The sequence below is a fragment of the Amycolatopsis sp. NBC_01286 genome (assembly GCF_035982555.1).
Classification (GTDB): Bacteria; Actinomycetota; Actinomycetes; order Mycobacteriales; family Pseudonocardiaceae; genus Amycolatopsis.
In genome coordinates, this window is record NZ_CP108428.1 from 279,931 (window position 1) to 298,804 (window position 18,874).

Below are 18,874 nucleotides of genomic sequence, written 5' to 3' on the forward strand. Positions count from 1 at the left end.
CGTATCAGAGGATAGTCTCCAGAACCATGGGCCGGCCGGCGACGCACACCACAGCGCAGTTCCTCGACGCCGCGACGACGTTGTTCGCCGAGGGCGGCGCCCGCGCGGTCACGATGGCTGCGACGGCCAAGGCCGCGGGCGCGCCGAACGGCTCGATCTACCACCGCTTCCCGGACCGCCCGGCGCTGCTGGCCGCGCTCTGGCTCCGCACCCTGCGCGACTTCCAGGACCTGTTCGTCGAGACCCTCGGCGACGCCGCCTCGGTGGACGCCGCGGTCGAGGCCGCGACGAGCGTCGTCCGCTGGTGCCGCAAGCACCCCGACGGCGCCCGGGTCCTCGACGCGGGCAAGCAGGCCTTCGGCCCCGCCGACTGGTCCCCCGAAGCCGCCGCGGCCCTGACCGCCGCGGAGGAAGAACTCCGCACGGCCCTGAAACAGGCGACGCTCTCGCTGCCCCCGCTCACCGGCTGCACCGACGAGGACGTCGTGCTGGCCTTGGTCGAGATCCCGCGCGCGATCGTCCACCGCTACCTCTCGACCGGCCGCACTCCCCCGCCGAAGGCCGCCGACCTGGTGGAACGCACAGTCCGCAAGCTCCTCCGCCCGTGATCAGAAGGCCGGCACGCGTGATTGAGAGGTCAACTCGCGTGATTGAAGCGACGACACGACCAGCTCGCGGCGTGTCGTCCCCCCAATCACGCGTGTCGGCTTGCAATCACGCGTGTCGGCTCCTCCATCACAACGTCAGCGGCGGACCTCCGTCAGCTTCACCGGGCGGCGCTCGCGGCGCGAGACTTCGCACGCTTCGGCGATGTAGAACGCTTCGAGCGCGTCGGCCGCGACGCACGGTGATGGCGCGCGGCCGGCGACGACGTCGAGGAACGCCCGCAGCTCCGTCGTGTACGCCGGACGGAAGCGCTCCATGAAGCCCGGGTACGCCGGGCCCGGCAGCGGCGGGACCCCCGGCTCGACCGAGCGCAGCGGCGCCCGGTCGTCCAGGCCGACGACCACGCCGGAGACCGAACCCAGCGCCTCCAGGCGGACGTCGTAACCCGCGCCGTTGTAGCGGGTCAGGGACACCGTCGCCAAGGAGCCGTCATCCAAGGTGAGGGTGGCCGCCGCCGTGTCGACGTCGCCCGCGTCGGCGAAGAACCGCTCGCCGCGGTTGGCGCCGATCGCGTAGACCTCCTCGATCTCGCGGCCGCTCACCCAGCGGATGATGTCGAAGTCGTGGACGCCACAGTCGCGGAACAGCCCGCCCGAGTGCGCCACGTACTCCGCCGGCGGGGGCGCCGGGTCGAACGTCGTCGCGCGCAACGTGTGCAGCCAGCCCAGCTCACCCGACGCGACCGCCGCCCGGGCCGCCGCGTAACCCGCGTCGAACCGGCGCTGGAAGCCGATCTGGACCGGGACGTCGGACGCGCCGATCCGGTCGATCACCGCCAGGGTGCCCGGGATGTCGGCCGCGACCGGCTTCTCGCAGAACACCGGCAGGCCCGCGTCGACGGCCGCGATGATCAGCCCCGGATGGGCGTCGGTGGCCGCGGTGACGACCAGCCCGTCGAGGCCCGCGGCGAACAGCCCCTCGATGCTCGCCGCGACCTCCACTCCCAGCTTCGCCCCCGCGGCCTGGGCGCGCGCGGTGTCGACGTCGGCCACCAGGACCGACTCGACCTCGTCGAACCCCTTGAGCGTTTCCGCGTGCGCGGTGCCGATCCGCCCGGTGCCCGCCAGTCCCAGCCTCATCGTCGTGAACCCTCCTGTGTGCGAAAGTCGGAAACTCAGCGGTGCGTCGGAAAGCCCAGGTCGACGCCCTGCGCTTGCCGCGGCCAGCGCGACGTCACGGCCTTCGCCCGCGTGTAGAACCGGACGCCCTCGGCGCCGTGGACGTGGGTGTCGCCGAACAGCGAGTCCTTCCAGCCGCCGAAGGAGTAGTAGGCCATCGGGACCGGGATCGGGACGTTGATGCCGACCATGCCCACCTGCACCCGCCGCTCGAACTCGCGCGCGGCCAGGCCGTCGGTGGTGAAGATCGCCGTGCCGTTGCCGTACGGGTTGGCGTTCACCAGCGCGAGCGCCTCCTCGAAGGTGCCCGCGCGCACGACCACCAGCACCGGGCCGAAGATCTCGTCGGTGTAGACCGACATGTCGGTGGTGACGTGGTCGAACAGCGTCGGCCCGACCCAGAACCCGGCGCCGGGCCCCTCGAAGGTCCGGCCGTCGACGACCAGGGACGCGCCGGCCCGCTCGCCCGCGTCCACATAGGACACGATCCGGTCGCGCGCGGCGCCGGTGACGACCGGGCCCATCTGCGAAGTCTCGTCGGTGCCCGGCCCGGTCTTCAGCTCGCGGGTCCGGGACGCGATCGCGTCGACCAGGTCGTCACCGCGGTCGCCGACCGCCACCACGACCGAGATCGCCATGCACCGCTCCCCCGCGCTGCCGTAGCCCGCGGACACAGCGGCATCGGCCGCGCCGTCGAGATCCGCGTCCGGGAGCACGATCATGTGGTTCTTCGCGCCGCCGAGGGCCTGGACGCGCTTGCCCGCGGCCGTCCCCGTCTCGTAGACGTGCCGCGCGATCGGCGTCGAGCCGACGAACGACACCCCGGCGATGTCGGGGTGCACGAGCAGCGCGTTGACGGCCTCGGCGTCACCCTGGACGACGTTGAGCACGCCCGGCGGCAGCCCGGCCTCGGCGAACAGCTCGGCGAGGCGGACCGACGCCGACGGGTCGCGGTCGGACGGCTTGAGCACGAACGTGTTGCCGCAGGCGATGGCGATCGGGAACATCCACATCGGCACCATCACCGGGAAGTTGAACGGCGTGATGCCGGCGACGACGCCGAGCGGCTGGCGCAGCGAGTACGCGTCGATGCCGCGGGAGACCTGGTCGGAGTGCTCACCCTTGAGCACCTGGGCGATGCCGCAGGCGAACTCGACGACCTCCAGGCCGCGCTGCACCTCGCCCGCGGCGTCCGACAGGACCTTGCCGTGCTCGGCGGTGATCAGCGCGGCCAGCTCGTCGCGGTGCGCGTCGACCAGCTCGCGGAACTTGAACAGGATGCGGGTGCGGGCGGACAGCGAGCTGTCCGACCAGTCGAGCGACGCCTTGACGGCCGACGCCACCGCGGCGTCCACATCGGACTGTCCGGCCAGGACGACCTGCCTGGCCACCTCCCCGGTCGCGGGCTGGTAGACGTCGCCGCGGCGGGACGACACCCCGGCCGTGCGAGCGCCGTCGATCCAGTGCTGGACGAGTTCGGACACGGAATCTCCTATGCGTGTGCGGTGGTCGACCGGACCACCAGGGACGGGTGCAGCAGGTGCCGGACCGGCTCGGTGCGCTCCCCGCGCACGCGTTCGAGCAGGGCTTCGAAGGCCAGCCGCGCCATGTCCTTGCGCGGCTGGTCCACCGTGGTCAGGGAGAGGTGGCGCAACGCGGCGAGCGACGTGTTGTCGTAGCCGACGACCGACACGTCCTCCGGCACGCGCAGCCCGGCTTCCTCGAGGGCCGAAATCGCCCCCACGGCGTTGAAGTCGTTGCCGGCGACCAGCCCCGTCGGCAGGTCCCGGCGCGCGTACGCGGTGAGCAGCTCCCGCACGGCGTTCTCGCCGCCGATGTCGGTGTGTTCGCTGCGCACGACGATCGGCTCGAGACCGTGCCCCCGCATGGCGGCCTCGAAGCCGCGCCGCCGCTGCGCCGCCCCGGCCGCACCACCGCCGTCGAGGTGGGCGATGCGCCGGTGCCCCAGGCCGACCAGGTGGCCGACGGCCAGCGCGGAGCCCGCCTCGCCGTCGTCGTTCACCGTGTCCACTGTGGACGCGCGGGCGGTGCGCGAGACCAGCACGACCGGGCACTGCTTGGCCGCGACCTGGATCGCCGAGGCCGGCACGACCGGCGACAGCAGGACGATGCCCGCCGGCCGGAAGGAAAGCAGGTTGTGCAGGGCGTTCCACTCGCGCGTGGGACTGCGGCCGCCCGTGTTGAGGATGAGGTCGAAGCCCGCCGCCTGCGCGGCGCTGTCCAGCTCTTCGACGATGTCCGCGAAGAACGCGTTGCGCAGGTCGTTCACCATCACGCCGAGCACCGTCGAGGTCCGGCTGGCCAGCGACCGCGCCATGATGTGCGGCTGGTACCCGAGTTCCTCGGCCGCGCGCAGGACGGCGGTGCGCCGCGCGTCGGAGACCTTCGGTGAATTCCTCATCACCAGGGAGACCAGTGCGCGGGAAACCCCCGCTCGCGCGGCCACGTCCTCCATGGTCGGACGCACCATCGCCGCACCTCCCCGCCTGTGGGTTACGGGCCGGAAACAAGCCCTTGACTTTGCTGTGACGGACGCTACAAGATTAGAGCGCTCTAATCAATAGAGCGCTCCAACGGACCAACGGAGGCCCTCTGTGTCAGCGACGATCCGCGTCGCCGCCGCCCCGATCTCTTGGGGTGTCTGCGAAGTCCCGGGCTGGGGCCGCGTGCTGGACGCGCCGACCGTGCTGCGCGAGATGGCGGAACTCGGCGTCCAGGCGACGGAGCTGGGCCCGCCCGGGTACCTCCCCCGCGACCCGGCCGAGCTGCGCACGCTGCTCGGGGAGCACGACCTGACGCTCGTGGGCGGGTTCCTCGCCGTCGTGCTGCACGCCGACCGGGAAAAGGCGCTCGCCGAGGCCGAGGAGTCCGCCGCGCTGTTCGCCGCGTGCGGGGGCGACGTCCTCGTGCTCGCCGCCGCGACCGGGCTCGACGGCTACGACGAACGTCCGCGGCTCACCGACACCGAATGGGCGACACTCGTCGAGACCGCGGGCCGGATCCGGGACATCGCCGGTGGTCACGGCCTGCGCACCGTGCTGCACCCGCACATCGGGACGCACGTGGAGCAGCAGGCCGAGGTCGAGCGCTTCCTGCGCGACTCCGATCTGGGGTTGTGCCTCGACACCGGACACCTGATGATCGGCGGGACCGATCCGGTCGAGCTGGCGAAGCGGTTTCCCGAGCGGGTGGCGCACGTGCATCTGAAGGACGTCAAGGGGGACCTGGCCGCCGAGGTGCGCGCGGGGCGGCTCGGCTACACCGAAGCGGTCGGGCGGGGCCTCTACGTGCCGCTCGGCGAGGGGGACGTGGACGTGGCGTCGATGGTGCGCTCCGTCCAGGCGGCGGGTTACGACGGCTGGTACGTCCTCGAACAGGACACCGCCCTCGGCGAGGCGAGCCCCGACGACGTGCCTCGCCGCGACACCGAGCGCAGCCTCGCGGAACTCGCGAAGATCGTGCAAGCCCTCTAACTGGTCCCAAAGGAGTGACTGTGTTTTCGTTCAAGAGAAGCTTCGCCGTGGTGGCGGCCGTCGCCGCCACCGGCCTGGTGCTCGCCGCCTGCAGCGGCCCCAGCGCCGACAACTCGACCAGCAGCTCCGGCGCCAATTCGTCCGCCGCGGCGCCGCCGAGTTCGAGCGGCCCGCTCAAGGTCGCCGTGGTCACCCACGGCAGCGCCGGTGACGCGTTCTGGAACGTCGTCAAGAACGGCGCCGAGCAGGCCGGCAAGGACCTCAACGTCGGCGTCGACTACTACTCCGACGGCGACCCCGGCAACCAGGCCAAGCTGATCGACAACGCCGTCGCGCAGAAGGTCGGCGGCCTGGTCGTGTCGATGGCGAACCCGCAGGCGCTGCAGACGTCGATCCAGAACGCCGTCAAGGCCGGCATCCCGGTCGTCACGATCAACTCGGGTGAGGACCAGAGCGCCGCGTTCGGCGCGATCGCGCACGTCGGGCAGAGCGAGGGCCTCGCCGGCCAGGGTGCCGGGCAGCGGCTCAAGGCGGCCGGCAAGACGAAGCTGCTCTGCGTGATCCACGAGGCCGGCAACATCGGCCAGAACCAGCGCTGTGACGGCGCGAAGCAGGCCTTCGGCACCGTCTCGACACTGCAGGTCGACATCTCCAACCCGACCGACGCGCAGGCGCGGATCCGCGGCGCGCTGCAGGCCGACCCGTCGATCGACGCGGTCCTGGCGCTGAACTCGCAGGTCGCGGCCCGCGCGGTGGACGCGGCGAAGGAAGCCAGCTCGAAGGCGCAGGTGGCGACGTTCGACCTGAACGCCGACGTCGTGGCCGCCATCAAGGCGGGCACCATCCTCTTCGCCGTCGACCAGCAGCAGTACGAGCAGGGCTACCTGCCCATCGTGTTCCTCAAGCTCTACAAGGAGAACGGCAACACCATCGGTGGTGGCCACCCGGTGCAGACCGGTCCGGGCTTCGTCGACAAGACCAACATCGACACCGTGGCCCCGTACGCGCAGCGCGGCACCCGCTAAGGGGAGTGAAATGACCGCAGCGTCTTCTGGGGCCGAGCCCCAGACCCCGGCCGGGGGACAAGCCCCCCTGGACCCCCCAAAGACGGCTGGGATCCAGGCAGAACCGGACGAACGAATAGCCAAGAAGAGCCTGACCGACCGGCTGGTCGTCCGGCCGGAGATCGGGGCGCTGCTGGGCGCCGTCCTGGTGTTCGTCTTCTTCTCGGTCGTCACCGGCCAGTTCCTCAGCCCGCTCGGCGTGGCGACCTGGCTCGACGACTCGTCGACGCTGGGCATCATGGCCGTGGTGGTCGCGCTGCTCATGGTCGGCGGCGAGTTCGACCTGTCGGCGGGCGTGATGACGGCGTCGACGTCGCTGGTCACCGCGATCCTGGCGACGCAGGCGGGCTGGAACGTCTGGCTCGCGCTGCTGGTCTCGCTGGTGTTCGCGCTCGGCGTCGGCGCGTTCAACGGGTGGCTGGTCATGAAGACCGGCCTGCCCAGCTTCATCGTCACGCTGGGGTCGTTCCTGGCGTTGCAGGGGCTGAACCTCGGCGTGACGCGGCTGGTCACCGACACCGTCCAGGTGTCGGGGATGCGCTCGGCCAGCGGCTACGAGTCGGCCGGCGGGCTGTTCGCGTCGACGTTCGACATCGGCGGCACGGAGTTCCAGTCGTCGATCGTGTGGTGGATCGTGGTGACGGCGATCGCCGCGTGGCTGCTGCTGCGGACCCGGTTCGGCAACTGGATCTTCGCGGTCGGCGGGTCGCAGGTGTCGGCCCGCTCGGTCGGCGTGCCGGTGGTGCGCACGAAGATCCTGCTGTTCATGGGCACCGCCGCCGGCGCGTGGCTGGTCGGCTCGATCAACATCCTGCGCTTCGCCAGCGTGCAGGCCAACCAGGGCATCGGGCTGGAGTTCCAGTTCATCATCGCCGCGGTGATCGGCGGCTGCCTGCTCACCGGCGGCTTCGGCTCGGCCGTGGGTGCGGCGATCGGCGCGCTGATCTTCGGCATGGCCCGCCAGGGCATCGTGTTCGCCCAGTGGAACAGCGACTGGTTCATGCTGTTCCTCGGGGTCATGCTGCTGGCCGCGGTCCTGGTCAACAACGCCTTCCGGCGGCGCGCGGAAAGGGTGCGGCGATGAGTCCTCTGCTCGAGGTACGGGACATCGGCAAGACCTACGGCAGCGTCATCGCCTTGCGCGATGTGTCCACTGTGGTCAACGCGGGCGAGGTCACCTGCGTGCTCGGCGACAACGGCGCCGGGAAGTCCACGCTGATCAAGATCCTGGCCGGGGTGCACCAGCACGACCGCGGCGAGTTCCTGGTCGAGGACACGCCGGTGAAGTTCGCTTCGCCGCGCGAGGCGCTGGACCGCGGCATCGCGACCGTGTATCAGGACCTCGCGGTGGTGCCGCTGATGAGCGTCTGGCGGAACTTCTTCCTCGGCTCGGAGCCGACGGTCGGGTTCGGCCCGTTCAAGGCACTGGACCGCAAGAAGGGCCGCGAGACGACCAAGCAGGCGCTGTCCGACATGGGCATCGACCTGCGGGACGTCGAGCAGCCGGTCGGCACGCTCTCCGGCGGTGAGCGCCAGTGCGTCGCGATCGCGCGAGCGGTCTACTTCGGCGCGAAGGTGCTGATCCTCGACGAGCCGACCGCGGCCCTGGGTGTCAAGCAGGCCGGCGTGGTGCTCAAGTACGTCGCGCAGGCTCGCGACCGCGGCCTCGGCGTCGTGCTGATCACGCACAACCCGCACCACGCGTTCCCGGTCGCGGACCGGTTCCTGCTGCTCAAGCGGGGTGCGCCGCTCGGCTCGTACGAGAAGAAGGACATCGACATCAACGAGCTGACCCGGCAGATGGCGGGCGGTGCGGAACTCGAGGCGCTGGAACACGAACTGCGGCAGGTGGAGAAGGCGTGAGTCTCGAAGCGTTGACGATCGGCCGGGTGGGCGTCGACCTCTACCCCGAGCAGAGCGGCGTCCCCCTGGCCGGCGTCAGCACCTTCGCCAAGTCGCTCGGCGGGACCGCGACCAACGTCGCGGTCGCCGCCGCGCGGCTGGGCCGGTCGGCCGCGGTGCTGACCAAGGTCGGCCCGGACGGCTTCGGCGACTACGTCCGGCAGGCCCTGAGCGGCTTCGGCGTCTCACCGTCCTATGTAGGCACTTCGCCGGACCTGCTGACGCCGGTGGTGTTCTGCGAGCTGAACCCGCCCGCGGACCCGCCGCTGCTGTTCTACCGCTCCCCCGTCGCGCCCGACCTCACGCTCACCGAGGCGGACGTGCCGTGGGACGTCGTGGAGTCGGTGCCGCTGCTGTGGGTCACCGGCACGGGCGTCTCGGTCGAACCGGCGCGAGCGACCCAGCGGAAGATCCTCGAAACCCGGGGCCGCCGCGAGCACACCGTGCTGGACCTGGACTATCGGCCGATGTTCTGGACGTCGGTCGAGCAGGCCCGCGAAGAGATCGGCTCGATGCTGGACCACGTCACGGTCGCGGTCGGCAACCGGACCGAGGTGGAGGTCGCCGTCGGCACCGCGGACCCGGACGAAGCGGCCGATCGGATGCTGGAGCGCGGGCTGCGGCTCGCGGTGATCAAGAAGGGCGCGGACGGCGTGCTCGTCGCCACGCCGGACGGCCGGTGGACCGTGCCGCCGCAGCGCATCGAGGTCGTGTGCGGCCTCGGCGCGGGTGACGGCTTCGGCGGCGCGCTGATCCACGGGCTGCTGTCCGGCTGGGACCCGGTGCGGATCGCCGAGTACGCGAACGCGGCGGGCGCGCTGGTCGCGTCCCGGCTGGCGTGCGCCGACGCGATGCCGACCGCCGCCGAGATCGAGGAGCTGCTGTGACGACCTTGCTGACCGACGACCGCTGGCGCGAGCTGCTGCACACCCGGGCCACGAACCCGGGCGCGGTCCGCCAGGCGTACGCGACGCGCAAACGGCGTTCGAAGCTGCTGTCCGACACCGGGACGCTGTTCCTGGTCGCGGCCGACCACCCGGCCCGCGGGGCGCTCGGCGTCGGCGAGGACCCCCTCGCCATGGCCGACCGGCGGACGCTGCTGGACCGGCTGCTCGTCGCGCTGGCCAACCCGGCGGTCGACGGGCTGCTCGGCACCCCGGACATCGTCGAGGAGCTGCTGCTGCTCGGCGCGCTGCACGACAAGGTCGTCATCGGCTCGATGAACCGCGGCGGGCTGGCAGGCGCGGACTGGGAGATCGACGACCGGTTCACCGGCTACGACGCCGCGAGCCTGATCGACTGCGGCCTCGACGGCGGCAAGATGCTGCTGCGGCTGGTCGACTCCGACCCGGGCACGATCCCGACACTGCAGGCGTGCGCGACCGCCGTCACCGAGCTGGCCGCGTACGGGCTGATGGCGATGGTCGAGCCGCTGCCCTACACCCGCGAAGGCGGGAAACTGGTGCTGCAGAAGGATCCCGCGTCGCTGGCCCGAGCGGTGACGGTCGCGTCCGGCATCGGGACGACGTCGGCGCACACCTGGCTGAAGCTGCCGTCCACCGACTCGCCCGAGGTCCTCGGCGCGACGACGCTCCCGGTCGTCATCCTCGGCGGCGTGCCGTCCGGTGATCCGGCCGGCGACCTGGCGTCGTGGGGCCGGACGCTGCGCCACGACGTCGTCCGCGGCCTGGTCGTCGGCCGTACCCTGCTCTACCCGCCCGGCGGCGACGTCGGCTCGGCCGTCGATGCCGCCGCGAAGGTTCTGGAGGCCGCGAAGTGAGCGCGTTGCACCGTCCACACGGGACACTGTCCGAGGACTCCGACCCGATCGTGCTGACGCCGGAAGCGGCGGGCTGGGCGTACACCGGGTTGCAGGTGCTCAAGATCGGCCGTCGGCTTCCCCGCACGATCGAGACCGGCGAGTTCGAGGCGTTCGTGCTGCCGCTGTCCGGCTCGCTCACGGTCCGCGTCGACGACGAGGAGTTCGAGCTGGAAGGCCGTGACTCGGTGTTCAGCCGCGTCACGGACTTCGCCTACGTCCCCCGCGACGCCGAGGTCGAGCTGACGTCGGCCACCGGCGCGGTGGTGGCCCTGCCGATGGCCCGCTGCACCCGCCGGCTCGAACCGAAGTACGGTCCGGCGGAAGACGTTCCGGTCGAGGTCCGTGGCAGCGGCCAGGCGACGCGGCAGGTGACCAACTTCGGCGTGCCCGGCGTGTGGGACCACGCGGACAAGCTCAACGCGTGCGAGCTGATCACACCGGGTGGCAACTGGTCGTCGTACCCGCCGCACAAGCACGACGAGGCGTCCGAGTGCGAGGTCGTCAACGAAGAGATCTACTACTTCCGGATCGCCGGGCGAGACGGCGTGACACCGTCACGCGAGGGCTTCGGCCTGCACCGGACGTACACCGCGGACGGTGAGCTGGACGAAGACGTCGCGGTGCGCGACGGCGACGTCTTCCTGATCCCGCGCGGTTACCACGGCCCGTGCGTCGCGGCGCCCGGTTACCCGATGTACTACCTGAACGTCCTCGCCGGACCGGCGGACGAGCGGTCGATGGCGTTCTGCGACGACCCGGCACACAGCTGGATCCGCGATACCTGGAAACCCGAGGACCTCGACCCGCGCTGCCCGGTGACCGACCACGAAGGGCGGGTCCGGTGAAGCTGACAACGGCTCAAGCGCTGGTCAAGTGGATCCTCGCGCAGCGTTCGGAAACCCTCGACGGCCGTGAGGTGCCGCTGTTCCCGGGGGTGTTCGCGATCTTCGGGCACGGCAACGTCCTCGGCCTCGGCACCGCGCTGGAGGAGCACCGCGGCGAGATCCCGGTCTGGCGCGGGCACACCGAGCAGGGCATGGCCCTGGCCGCGGTCGGCTACGCGAAGGCGACGCACCGGCGGCAGGTCGGCGTGGTGACGTCGTCGATCGGGCCGGGCGCGCTGAACATGGTCACCGCCGCCGGGGTCGCGCACGCGAACCGGCTGCCGGTCCTGCTGCTGCCGGGCGACACGTTCACCAGCCGCGCGCCGGACCCGGTGCTGCAGCAGATCGAGCCCTTCGGCGACGGCACCGCGACGGTCAACGACGCCTTCCGTGCGGTCAGCCGCTACTTCGACCGCATCACCCGGCCCGAGCAGCTGCTCTCGGCGTTGCCGCAGGTCGCGCGGGTGCTCACGGACCCGGCCGACGCGGGCCCGGTCGTCCTGGCGCTGCCGCAGGACGTCCAGGCGGAGACGTACGACTTCCCCGAGGCGCTGTTCGAGCCGGTCACGCACCGGCCGCTGCGGCCGCGCCCGGACCGCCGGGCCGTCACCGAGGCCGCGGGCGTGCTGCGCGCGTCCAAGCGGCCGCTGCTGGTGCTCGGCGGCGGCGTCCGGTACTCCGGCGCCGGGCGGCGCGCGCTGGACTTCGCCGAGCGGCACGGCATTCCCGTCACCGAGACCACCGCGGGCCGCACGCTGGTGCCGCACACGCACGCCCTCAACGCCGGCCCGCTGGGCATCACCGGCTCGACGTCGGCGAACGTCGTCGCGGCCGAGGCGGACGTCGTCCTGGCCGTCGGCACCCGGCTGCAGGACTTCACGACGGCGTCCTGGACGGTCTTCTCCCCCGACGTCCGGCTGGTCACGCTGAACGCGGCGAGGTTCGATGCGGTCAAGCACGGCGCGCTGTCGGTGGTCGGCGACGCCGACGCGGGCCTCGCGGACCTCGGCGCGCAGCTCGAGAGCTGGCGGGTCGACCCGTCGTGGACGTCGCGAGCCGCGACCGAGCGCGCGAAGTGGGACGCACACATCGACTCGCTGCGGTCGGCGGCGTCGGAGGTCCCGTCGTACGCCCAGGTCGTCGGCGTGGTGAACGACCTGTCCGCGGCGGACGACTACGTCATGACGGCGTCGGGCGGGATGCCGGGCGAGCTGATCGGCGGCTGGCGCGGGTCCGGCTCGGTGTCGATGGACGTCGAGTACGGCTTCTCGTGCATGGGCTACGAGCTGTCCGGCGCCTGGGGCGCGGCGATCGCCCACGACGGCCTGGTCACGACGTTGCTGGGCGACGGCTCGTACCTGATGCTGAACTCGGAGCTGTTCTCGGCGGCGTTCGCCGGGCACCCGTTCGTCGCGGTGGTGTGCGACAACGACGGCTACGCGGTGATCGCGCGGCTCCAGCAGGGACAGGGCGGGAAGCCGTTCAACAACTTCTACGCCGACTGCACGACTTCACACGCCTCACCCCCGCGCGTCGACTTCGCGCGCCACGCGGAATCGTTGGGCTGCTTGGTGTTCACGGCGTCCACAGTGGACGACGTCCGCTCGGCGTACGCCCAGGCCCGCGAGGCCGCGGTGGCCGAGAAGCGCCCGGCGGTCGTGGTCGTCAAGACCCAGCCGTCGACGTGGACCGAAGCCGGGGCCTGGTGGGAGGTCGGCGTGCCCGAGCACCTCGCCGGGCGCGACGAGTTCGAGCGGTCCAAGGGCACGCAGGTGCGCTACCTGCGGTCCTGAGCCGGGACGAAGCTCACGCCGTCGCGGTCGCTCGATCCCGCACCCGGGGGCGCAGGGTGAACCCGCTCGGCTTGAGCGTCAAGGATTCGACGATCTTGAGTTCGTACGCCGGGTCGGCCTCGAAGTCGTAGCGCTGCAACACCATGCCGAGGGCCAGGACGGCTTCGTGCAGCGCGAACTGGCGGCCGATGCAGGCGCGCTCGCCCGTCCCGAACGGCTTGTACGCCTGCGCCGGCCGCTTCTTCACGGCCGCGGGCTCGAAGCGGTCCGGGTCGAACGCCTCGGGGTCCGGGCCCCAGGCCGCCGGGTCGCGGTGCACCAGCGGCAGCGGCACGATCACCCAGTCACCCTTACACAACCGGTACTTCCCGCCGAGGACGACGTCTTCGCGGGCTTCGCGCGAGTAGCCCGGCGCGGTCGGCCAGAGCCGCATCGCCTCGTCGAGCGCGCGGCGCACGTAACGCAGCTTCGCGACGTCGCCGAAGGCGGGCTCGCGGTCACCCCAGACGGCGTCGACCTCGGCGCGGGCCTTCTCCAGCAGCTCGGGGTGTCGCGTCAGGTAGTACAACGCGAACGAGAGCGCGCCCGACGTCGTTTCGTGGCCGGCGACGACGAACGTGATCGCCTGGTTGCGGATGTTGATCGGGTCCAGGCGTTCGCCGGTCATCGGGTGCCCTTCGGTCAGCATCAACCCGAGCAGATCCCGGCTCTCTTCACCGCTGGTCCGACGCCCTTCGATGACCTCGTCGACCAGGTCGGTCATCACGGCGATGTCGGCCTGGTTCTGCTCGGCCGTCCCGGCGAACGCGCGCCGGACGAACGGCAGCTTGACGTTTTGCAGCTGCGCGAACCGCAGCGAACGCAGCATCGCCGTGACGAACGGGTGCGGTTCGGCGCGCTCGAACGAGCCGAAGCGGTAGCCGAACCCGGCGAGGCCGATCGTCTCCAGCGTCAGCCGGGTCATGTCGGCGGCGACGTCGACCGGCCCGGTCGCGGCGTCCCAGCGCGCGACGAGCTCACGGGCGACGTCCAGCATGACGGGGTGGTAGCGGCGCATCGCCTCGGCGGAGAAGGCCGGCTGCAGGATGTCGTGCGCCAGCCGCCAGTTCGGCTCGTGGGTGTGGGCGGTGAACAGGCCGTCGCCGGCGACCGCGCGCAGGTTCTCGATGCCCATGCCGACGTGCTTGCCGAACTTCGTCTCGTCGTTCAGCTCGGTGACCAGGTCGACGCCGCCGACGAAGACGATCTCGAAGCCGAAGACCTTGCGCGTGAAGACCGGCCCGATCTTCCGGCCGATGCGCAGGGTGTCCTGCAGCGGCGTGCGCGGGTTGGCTCCGATCAGGTCGCCGATCACCGGCAGGCGGCCCGGCCGGTGCGGAATGCCGGTGGTGTCCACGACGTCCCCCTATTGAATTCGAATCCAATAACGTCACGATCCCCCGCTACTGAACCCGTGTCAAGTAAGCTCGCGGGATGCGGACGAGGCTGAGCACCGAACAGCGGCGCGAGCAGCTCCTGACGATCGGGGCCGGGTTGTTCGCGAAGCGGCCGTACGACGAGGTCTGGATCGAGGAGGTCGCCGAGATCGCGCAGGTCTCCCGCGGCCTGCTGTACCACTACTTCCCGACCAAGAAGGACTTCTTCGCCGAGATCGTCCGCGGCCAGCGCGACCAGCTGCTGGAGATGAGCGAGCCCGACCCGCAGCTCCCGGTGACCGAGCAGCTGCGGGCCGGGCTCGACGTCTACCTCGAGTTCGCGCGCACGCACCCCGACGGCTACCGGATCGTGCACCGCGCCACCGGCGGCGCCGACGGCGAGATCCGGGAGATCCGCGAAGCCGGGATGGCCGCGAACGCGTCGCGCATCCTGGACGCGCTCAGCCTGCTGACGCCGATCACCGAGACCACCCGCTTGGCCGTCCGCGGCTGGCTGACGTTCGTCGCGACGGTCATCCTCGACTGGCTCGACCAGCCGAAGGTCACCCAGGAGGAGCTGCGCGACCTCTGCGTGCGGACGCTGTTCGCGGCGGTCGGCGTCACCCCGTGACGGCGGGCGAAGCGGCGTCCCCGGCCAGCTTTTCCGGGCGGCCCGAGCCGTCCGCCGGGACCGCCCAGACGGCGTCGTCCAGCCCGTAGAGGACCCGGTCACCCAGCCAGAGCGCCTGGTCGTCGACGCTGCGCGGCTCCGCGAGTTCGGTCTCCTTCAGCGTCTTGAAGTCGAGCACGGACAACCGCCAGCCGCCGTCGCCGACCTTCTTCTTGAACGCGACCCGGGTGCCGTCCGGGGACAGCGACGGGCATTCGACGTTCTCGCGCAGGGTCTTGCCGCGGAAGCGCGCGTAGTCGGCTTCGACGAGGTAGGTCTTCCCCTTGCTGCCGAGCGTCGCGTAGAAGCGGTTGCCGTCCGGGGCGAAGGTGATGCCCCAGTAGTTGACGTCGGCGGCGAAGTAGCGCTGCCCGTCGGCGAAGACAGGCAGTTCCTCGATCGTCTTGACCAGCCGTCCGGTGTCGACCTCGTAGACGCCGGCCCGGGTCGAGAAGCCGGTGGCCGCGTAGGAGTCGCCGGTGACGAAGACCGTCCAGTCGACGCGCTGGCCGTCCGGCGACACCCGCGCGCGGCTCGGCGTACCGGCCACGGCTTCGGAGTGCCGGACGGCGAGGTGGTCGTCGAGGACCAGGACGTCGGTCACCGGCGGGAGCGTCCCGGGCCGCACGGCCAGACACACGGCGGTGGTCCCGGCCACCGCGAACCGGTCGCACTTCAGGCCACTGACCTGTGGTTTCGCTCCCGGCTCGGCCAGCGGGACGGCGGCCACGCGGCCGGTCGACACCTGCCGGAACAGCAGCTGACCGGGGCCGAGCGTGAGCCGCGCGGCCGGTCCCGCCTCGGCTGCGCCGGGACGGGCGTTGACGGTGTAGGTGACGGCCGCGGCGATCAGGAGCGCAGTGCCGGCCAGGGCGACAACGAGTTTCTTCACGGCCGCACCGGCTTCGCGACCGCAGCGGCGAGGACAACGGCCACCAGGCAGCCCGCGGCGACGAGCACCGCCGGCCGCAGATCCCAGAACGTCCAGGCGAGTCCGAAGAGGACGGACGAGAGCATCCGCGCCCCGGCCTGCCCGGTCTGCACGACGGCCAGCCCGGTCGCCCGCAGGTCCCGCGGGATGAGCGGGCCGGCCGCGGCCATCAGGACGCCGTCGGTGGCCGCGTAGAACACACCGTGCAGGCCGAGCGCAACCACGGCGAGCAGCATCGCGGACGGCCCGCAGAGCAGGACCAGCGCCAGGCCCAGCGCGACGTGCCCGCCGAGGAACACCGGCCACCGCCCGATCCGGTCGGCCAGCTTGCCGAGCGGGACGGCCAGGAGCAGGTAGACGCCGGCGGTGCCCAGCGGCAGGAGCGGGAAGTACGTCGCCGCGATGTCCCAGCGCCGTTGGAGCACGAGGTAGACGAACGAGTCGCCGATGGTCACCAGGCCCAGCAGCGCGGCCCAGAGCGTGACGCGGCGGAAGTCCGCGTCACGCAGCAGACCCGCCGCGGCCCGCATCGACACCGCGGCGCGGTCCACCGTGCCGGGCCGGTCGCGGACGAACAAAGCCAGCACCAGCACGGCGATCGCGGCGATGCAGAAGCTGGTGAAGAACACGCTCGTGTAGCTGCCGAGGCTCAGCGCGAGCACGGCCATCGCGACGAGCGGGCCGAGGAACGCGCCGACGGTGTCGAGCGCGCGGTGCACCCCGAACGACCGGCCGAGCGTGCCGGGTTCGCTGCTCAGCGAGATGAGCGCGTCGCGTGGGGCGGTGCGCACGCCCTTGCCGGTGCGGTCCGCGGCGAGCACGACGCCGATCGCGGGGACCGACGAGCCGGCCGCCACCAGGCCGAGCTTGCACACCGCGGACAAGCCGTACCCGAACCCGGCGACCGCCTTGAGCCGCCGCCACCGGTCCGCGAGGTGCCCGCCGAGTACCCGCACGAGGGCGGTGGCGCCCGCGTAGAGGCCGTCGAGCAGCCCGAACTGCAGCGGGTTCAGGCCGAGGCCGAGCACCAGGTAGAGCGGGAGGACGGCGGTGACCATCTCCGAGGAGACGTCGGTGACCAGGCTGACCATGCCGAGAGCCACGACGTTGGCGGACACTCTCTTCAGCGCTGGCTTCGGGTGGGTGCCGGCCGCGAGGTCCGAGGTACGGCTTGCCGCGATGTACATGCCCGGTCCCCTTCTAGTGGCAGGTGTAGGTCGGGCTGCTGTCCAGGACCTTGCCGTCGACGCCGATCAGCTGCGTCTGGAACGACGTGTCCGTCATGGACAGCTTCAGGACGCCGAAGGTCTTCAGCAGCTTCGCGGTCGTCGCGTGCGCCGGGCTCAGGTCGTAGAGGTTCGCGCCGCCCGAACCGCCGACGATCTCGACGGGACCGTTCGCGTCGGCCTTGCCGTCGGCGTTCTGCGGCACGAACCGTTCGTAGTCGTGGTCGTGACCGTTGAGGACGAGGTCGACCTTGTTCGCCGTCATGGTGTTCCACAGCTCGACGCTGTCCTTGTTGTCGCCGTGGTCACCGGAGCTCCACCGCGGGTGGTGGTAGTACGCGGCGACGCAGCCCTTCTTGTTCTTGGCGAGGTCCTGCTTCAGCCAGGTGATCTGCGGCGGCTCGGCGAAGTCGTCGTGGGTGACGAAGTCGTTGGAGTCCAGGGCGATGAAGTGCCAGTTGCCCATCTCCCAGCTGTAGTAGCGCTGACCCTGGGGCTTCGCGATGGCGCCGAAGTAGTCCTCGTAACCCTTGAACCTCGGCTCGTCGTACGACTCGTGGTTGCCCGGGATCGGGTGGGTGATGTTCTTGAACTTGCCCCAGGTCTTGTCGTAGTAGGCCTTGAAGTCGGCGAGGTGGGCGTCGTCGTACTGGTTGTCCCCCATGGTGATCACCGCGGCCGGCGCCATCTGCTCGACGAGTTTCGCGGTCTTGACGTGCGCACAACCGGAGTCGCTCGCGGTGCAGCGTTCGGCGATGTCCCCGGCGGCGGCGAGGACGAAGCCGTTGGCACTGCCCGCTTTGGTCTTGACGGTGACGGGTGCGCTCGCCGGCGAGACGTTGCCCGCGGCGTCCCGGGCGCGGACGGTGTAGGTGTAGCCGGTGTCGGGCGAGAGCCCGGTGTCGGTGTAGGACGGCGTCGCGCTGGTGGCGACGGCCTGGCCGTCACGCAGGACGTCGTACCCGGCGACCCCGACGTTGTCGGTCGCGGCGTTCCAGGTCAGGCCCACGCTGGTGGCCGTCGTGGTCGCGGGCGCGAGCCCGGCCGGGGTGCTCGGCGCCTGGGTGTCGCCGGCGGAGTCGGGCGTGCCGTAGGCCTGGAGCTCCCAGAGCGAGTAGCCGTACTTCGTGGCGCGCGTGACGCCGACGAAGCGCAGGAAACGGCCGTGGGCCTGGAGTCCGGTGAGGTCGTCGGTCTTGCCGTCGCCGTTGTCGACGCTCGCGACGGTGGTGAACTGCGTACCGTCGTCGGAGACCTCGAGCCGGTACTTCTTGGCGTAGGCGGCTTCCCAGGTGAGCTTGACCTGGTGGACGGTGGAAGGTTGCCCGAGATCGACCCGCAGCCACTGCGGATCGGCACTGACAGCGCTGGCCCACCGCGTCTGCGTGTTCCCGTCGACGGCCTTGTCGCCGGTGAGCGACGAGCTTTCCGTAGTGGACGTCGCGACGGGCTTCCCTTGGGACAGAAGGACATCGGCTTGGGCGGTAGTGGCGGCGGCGATCGCGGAAGGCAGCAGGACGACGACGGCGATCGGCGGCGCCAGCCGTGCGAGTGGACGAAGACGGAAGGGGGACACGTCGCGCTCCTAGGGGCCGGACAGTGGCGGGTCTGCTCTGGGCTGGGCTGCGGCGTAGGTGTGCTTTGTTCGAACAGTTAAGAAACTTTCCTAACTAAGAAGACTGTAGCGAGCCGCGGTTTCGGCTGACAAGACTTGTCTCGTCCTTGAATCGGTCAAGAGGGTGAGATTGGTATGATTCCCGCAGGTCAGATGATGTTTCACTGAGCGGCACACTGCCCCGACGCCTGGGACTGCCCGAGTTTCGCCCGCACTCCGCCCGGACTCGAGCGCCGTTTCCCCACCACCAAGCCGTGCCCCGACCGGGGCGCCG

Annotated in this window: 17 protein-coding genes; 10 read left to right on the forward strand and 7 right to left on the reverse strand. The window is 71.2% G+C overall.

The window, feature by feature from the left end; all coding sequences use genetic code 11:
* Nucleotides 1-26: 26 nt before the first annotated feature.
* Entirely contained in the window at nucleotides 27-608 is a 582-nt protein-coding gene (locus OG570_RS01280) for a TetR/AcrR family transcriptional regulator (protein WP_326955266.1), read from the forward strand.
* Nucleotides 609-743: 135 nt separating this feature from the next.
* Here the strand turns inward: OG570_RS01280 and OG570_RS01285 are convergent, their stop codons facing one another.
* The 3 genes from OG570_RS01285 to OG570_RS01295 are packed head-to-tail and all read right to left on the reverse strand — an operon-like array spanning nucleotide 744 to nucleotide 4,275.
* Complete coding sequence (locus tag OG570_RS01285) at nucleotides 744-1,745, reverse strand: Gfo/Idh/MocA family protein (protein ID WP_326947110.1); 1,002 nt, start codon at nucleotides 1,743-1,745, stop codon at nucleotides 744-746.
* A 35-nt stretch (nucleotides 1,746-1,780) separates the two neighbouring features.
* Nucleotides 1,781-3,268, reverse strand: coding sequence for a CoA-acylating methylmalonate-semialdehyde dehydrogenase (locus tag OG570_RS01290; protein WP_326955267.1), 1,488 nt, complete (start codon nucleotides 3,266-3,268; stop codon nucleotides 1,781-1,783).
* Between the two features lie 8 nt (nucleotides 3,269-3,276).
* Entirely contained in the window at nucleotides 3,277-4,275 is a 999-nt protein-coding gene (locus tag OG570_RS01295; RefSeq protein WP_326955268.1) for a LacI family DNA-binding transcriptional regulator, read from the reverse strand.
* Nucleotides 4,276-4,399: 124 nt separating this feature from the next.
* On the opposite strand from OG570_RS01295, the gene OG570_RS01300 reads away from it, so the two are divergent.
* Genes OG570_RS01300 through iolD form a run of 8 tightly spaced genes read left to right on the forward strand, consistent with a single transcriptional unit; the run spans nucleotide 4,400 to nucleotide 12,743 of the window.
* On the forward strand, nucleotides 4,400-5,278 hold the full coding sequence (locus tag OG570_RS01300) for a TIM barrel protein (protein WP_326955269.1): 879 nt from the start codon (nucleotides 4,400-4,402) through the stop codon (nucleotides 5,276-5,278).
* A 20-nt stretch (nucleotides 5,279-5,298) separates the two neighbouring features.
* A complete protein-coding gene (locus OG570_RS01305) occupies nucleotides 5,299-6,303 on the forward strand; it encodes a sugar ABC transporter substrate-binding protein (RefSeq protein ID WP_326955270.1) in 1,005 nt (334 codons plus the stop codon).
* A gap of 10 nt (nucleotides 6,304-6,313) precedes the next feature.
* A complete protein-coding gene (locus OG570_RS01310) occupies nucleotides 6,314-7,426 on the forward strand; it encodes an ABC transporter permease (protein ID WP_326955271.1) in 1,113 nt (370 codons plus the stop codon).
* The gene (locus tag OG570_RS01315) at nucleotides 7,423-8,205 is read left to right on the forward strand and encodes an ATP-binding cassette domain-containing protein (protein WP_326955272.1); all 783 of its coding nucleotides are present in this window, start codon (nucleotides 7,423-7,425) and stop codon (nucleotides 8,203-8,205) included. Before OG570_RS01310 ends, OG570_RS01315 begins: the two co-directional genes overlap by 4 nt.
* Nucleotides 8,202-9,131: a 5-dehydro-2-deoxygluconokinase gene (gene iolC, locus OG570_RS01320; protein ID WP_326955273.1), complete on the forward strand. Its 930-nt coding sequence runs from the start codon at nucleotides 8,202-8,204 to the stop codon at nucleotides 9,129-9,131. Before OG570_RS01315 ends, iolC begins: the two co-directional genes overlap by 4 nt.
* A complete protein-coding gene (locus tag OG570_RS01325) occupies nucleotides 9,128-10,024 on the forward strand; it encodes a Cgl0159 family (beta/alpha)8-fold protein (RefSeq protein ID WP_326955274.1) in 897 nt (298 codons plus the stop codon). The genes iolC and OG570_RS01325 overlap by 4 nt, the downstream gene beginning before the upstream one ends.
* Entirely contained in the window at nucleotides 10,021-10,911 is an 891-nt protein-coding gene (gene iolB / locus OG570_RS01330) for a 5-deoxy-glucuronate isomerase (protein WP_326955275.1), read from the forward strand. Before OG570_RS01325 ends, iolB begins: the two co-directional genes overlap by 4 nt.
* Nucleotides 10,908-12,743, forward strand: coding sequence for a 3D-(3,5/4)-trihydroxycyclohexane-1,2-dione acylhydrolase (decyclizing) (gene iolD / locus OG570_RS01335; protein WP_326955276.1), 1,836 nt, complete (start codon nucleotides 10,908-10,910; stop codon nucleotides 12,741-12,743). The genes iolB and iolD overlap by 4 nt, the downstream gene beginning before the upstream one ends.
* 13 nt (nucleotides 12,744-12,756) lie before the next feature.
* On the opposite strand, the gene OG570_RS01340 is transcribed toward iolD, so the two are convergent.
* Nucleotides 12,757-14,139, reverse strand: a complete 1,383-nt coding sequence (locus tag OG570_RS01340; RefSeq protein WP_326955277.1) for a cytochrome P450 — start codon at nucleotides 14,137-14,139, stop codon at nucleotides 12,757-12,759.
* 77 nt (nucleotides 14,140-14,216) lie between these two features.
* On the opposite strand from OG570_RS01340, the gene OG570_RS01345 reads away from it, so the two are divergent.
* Nucleotides 14,217-14,789, forward strand: coding sequence for a TetR/AcrR family transcriptional regulator (locus OG570_RS01345; RefSeq protein WP_326955278.1), 573 nt, complete (start codon nucleotides 14,217-14,219; stop codon nucleotides 14,787-14,789).
* On the opposite strand, the gene OG570_RS01350 is transcribed toward OG570_RS01345, so the two are convergent.
* Genes OG570_RS01350 through OG570_RS01360 form a run of 3 tightly spaced genes read right to left on the reverse strand, consistent with a single transcriptional unit; the run spans nucleotide 14,779 to nucleotide 18,561 of the window.
* A complete protein-coding gene (locus OG570_RS01350) occupies nucleotides 14,779-15,720 on the reverse strand; it encodes a hypothetical protein (RefSeq protein ID WP_326955279.1) in 942 nt (313 codons plus the stop codon). The genes OG570_RS01345 and OG570_RS01350 overlap by 11 nt on opposite strands.
* The gene (locus OG570_RS01355) at nucleotides 15,717-16,946 is read right to left on the reverse strand and encodes an MFS transporter (RefSeq protein ID WP_326955280.1); all 1,230 of its coding nucleotides are present in this window, start codon (nucleotides 16,944-16,946) and stop codon (nucleotides 15,717-15,719) included. The genes OG570_RS01350 and OG570_RS01355 overlap by 4 nt, the downstream gene beginning before the upstream one ends.
* A 13-nt stretch (nucleotides 16,947-16,959) precedes the next feature.
* Nucleotides 16,960-18,561 carry a discoidin domain-containing protein gene (locus OG570_RS01360; RefSeq protein WP_326955281.1) on the reverse strand — a complete coding sequence of 534 codons (1,602 nt, stop codon included), beginning with the start codon at nucleotides 18,559-18,561 and terminating at the stop codon, nucleotides 16,960-16,962.
* Nucleotides 18,562-18,874: the final 313 nt, after the last annotated feature.